The sequence below is a fragment of the Burkholderia sp. Bp8984 genome (assembly GCF_003853755.1).
Lineage (GTDB): Bacteria > Pseudomonadota > Gammaproteobacteria > Burkholderiales > Burkholderiaceae > Burkholderia.
In genome coordinates this window covers 1-2,219 of sequence record NZ_QTQN01000082.1, presented here as the reverse complement: position 1 = coordinate 2,219, position 2,219 = coordinate 1, and the positions used below count along the sequence as shown (strand labels likewise).

Below are 2,219 nucleotides of genomic sequence, written 5' to 3'. Positions count from 1 at the left end.
GCCGCGCACGATTTCGCGATGCAGCGCATGGTGCAGGCCGGCGTGGTGCCGGTCACGTGGCAGCAGGTCCTGCTCGAGTGGCAGCGCGACTGGGCACACCGCGAGACGTACGACGCGGTGGTCGCGATCGCGAAGGAGCACTCGGGCGCGTACGGCATGGGCATCGACTACGCGTACACGATGGTCCACAAGGCACCGCAGCGCACTGCGACGCCGCACGAGTCGATCCCGGCCGTGCCGGCGAAGTAACGGGCAGCCGGACGGAATGGCCGCGGCCGGCGTGCGCGATGCACGCGACGGCCGCGGGGGTCGCGGGCCGCCGCGCTCACGCCTCGGCCAGCGCCCACGGCGCGTGCGAGAAGTGTTCGGCGAGAAAATCGAGCAGCACCGTCACGCGCGCGGCGCGCAGCATGCCGGGCGGCGTGACGAGGTTGACGTTGATGTCGGCGATCTTCCAGTCGTGCATCACTTCCTCGAGCTCGCCGCGCTGCAGCTCATCCCATACCAGGAACTCGGGCTGCAGCGCGAGGCCGTGACCGGCGACGAGCGCGGGGACGATCACGTCGGCGTTGTTGGTGCGGATGCGGCCTTGCACGTTCACGCCGATTTCCTCGCCCGATGCCGGGTGGCGAAAGCGCCAGTGCTCGGGTGTGGGCAGGTTCGTGTAGGTGAGGCACACGTGCTGTTCGATGTCGCGCGGATGCTTGGGCCGGCCATGCCGGTCGAGATACGCGGACGATGCGACGAGCGGGCGGCGCACCGCGCACAGCTTGCGCGAGCGCAGCGACGAGTCGCTCAGTTCGGCGATGCGGATCGCGACGTCGAAACCGCCGGATACGAGGTCGACGATGTGGTCGGTCAGCACGAGGTCGATGTCGACGCGCGGATAGCGTTCGAGAAACGCGGGCAGCAGCGGCGACAGATGGTGCGTCCCGAACGACATCGGCGCGTTCACGCGCACGAGGCCGTACGGTTCGAGCGCCTGCGCGGTGGCCTCGCTCTCGATCAGCTCCGCATCGGCGAGCAGGCGGATCGCCCGATCGCGCAGCAGTTCGCCGGTCGGCGTGAGCGACAGCTTGCGCGACGTGCGGTACAGCAGCATCGCGCCGAGGCGCTTTTCGAGGCGCGCGATGGCCTTCGATACGGTCGGCTGCGAGACGCCGAGCAAGTCCGCGGCTTTCGCGAACGAACCGGTCTCCGCGACACGCGCGAAGATGGCCCAGGCTTCGAGATCAGGAAGATGTTGCATGGTCGGACGGGGTGGCGGGAAGCGAAGGGGAAGCGAACGCGGCGAAACATGCGGCCGGCACGATGCGGGTCATTCTAATCCGGTCGGGAGAAAAAACGTTATGGAATCTTATCTATTGTCGTTGGCCGCCGGCGTGCTGATCGGCGTCGTGTACAGCGTGATCAAGGTGCGCTCGCCCGCGCCGCCGCTGATCGCGCTGATCGGTCTCGCCGGCATGCTGATCGGCGCGCAGGCCATCGGGCCCGTGCGTCACTGGCTCGGCTTCTGACCGCATCGAGGACCTGTCAATGAGCGCAACCTATACTCAACCGGATCTGATCCTGTACAACGGGCGCATCACGACGCTCGATCGTGCGAACCCCGTTGCCGCCGCGGTTGCGATCAAGGACGGCCGCTTCGTCGCGGTCGGCAGCGACGCGGACGTGATGCCGCTCGCGGGCCGCGCGACGAAGGTCGTCGATCTCGGCGGCCGCAGCGCGCTGCCCGGCCTGATCGACAACCACTGCCACGTGATTCGTGGTGGCCTGAACTACAACATGGAGCTGCGCTGGGACGGCGTGCCGTCGCTCGCGGTTGCAATGGACATGCTCAAGCGGCAGGTGGCGATCACGCCCGCGCCGCAGTGGGTGCGCGTGGTCGGTGGCTTTACCGAACACCAGTTCGCCGAGAAGCGCCTGCCGACGATCCAGGAACTCAACGCGGCCGCGCCCGATACGCCGGTGTTCATCCTGCACCTGTACGACCGCGCGCTGCTGAACGCGGCCGCGCTGCGCGTGGTCGGCTACACGAAGGACACACCGGAGCCGCCGGGCGGCACGATCCTGCGCGATGCTGCGGGCAACCCGACCGGGCTGCTGCTCGCGAACCCGAACGCGACGATCCTGTACGCGACCCTCGCGAAGGGACCGAAGCTGCCGTTCGAATACCAGTACAACTCGACGCGCCACTTCATGCGCGAACTGAACCGGCT

General features: G+C 68.0%; 3 protein-coding genes and 1 pseudogene. 3 read left to right on the top strand and 1 reads right to left on the bottom strand.

Annotated features, from left to right (window positions below; all coding sequences use genetic code 11):
• Window positions 1-249: pseudogene (locus DID98_RS35390) on the top strand (hydrolase); the annotation flags it as partial.
• Between the two features lie 76 nt (window positions 250-325).
• Here DID98_RS35390 and DID98_RS35385 read toward each other — a convergent pair.
• Window positions 326-1,249 (bottom strand): LysR family transcriptional regulator, encoded by a 924-nt coding sequence (locus tag DID98_RS35385; protein WP_124572239.1) that lies wholly within the window; start codon window positions 1,247-1,249, stop codon window positions 326-328.
• Window positions 1,250-1,349: 100 nt separating this feature from the next.
• On the opposite strand from DID98_RS35385, the gene DID98_RS35380 reads away from it, so the two are divergent.
• Both DID98_RS35380 and DID98_RS35375 read left to right on the top strand, forming a co-directional pair.
• On the top strand, window positions 1,350-1,517 hold the full coding sequence (locus tag DID98_RS35380; protein ID WP_096506909.1) for a DUF1427 family protein: 168 nt from the start codon (window positions 1,350-1,352) through the stop codon (window positions 1,515-1,517).
• Between the two features lie 19 nt (window positions 1,518-1,536).
• Window positions 1,537-2,219, top strand: a 683-nt coding sequence (locus tag DID98_RS35375; protein WP_148093437.1) for an amidohydrolase family protein, incomplete at its 3' end; no start/stop codon positions are given.

Bases quoted from the DNA above. Each gene is read 5' to 3' on its own strand.
- DID98_RS35380 (WP_096506909.1), top strand. From the start codon at position 1,350: ATGGAATCTTATCTATTGTCGTTGGCCGCCGGCGTGCTGATCGGCGTC.
- DID98_RS35385 (WP_124572239.1), bottom strand. From the start codon at position 1,249: ATGCAACATCTTCCTGATCTCGAAGCCTGGGCCATCTTCGCGCGTGTC.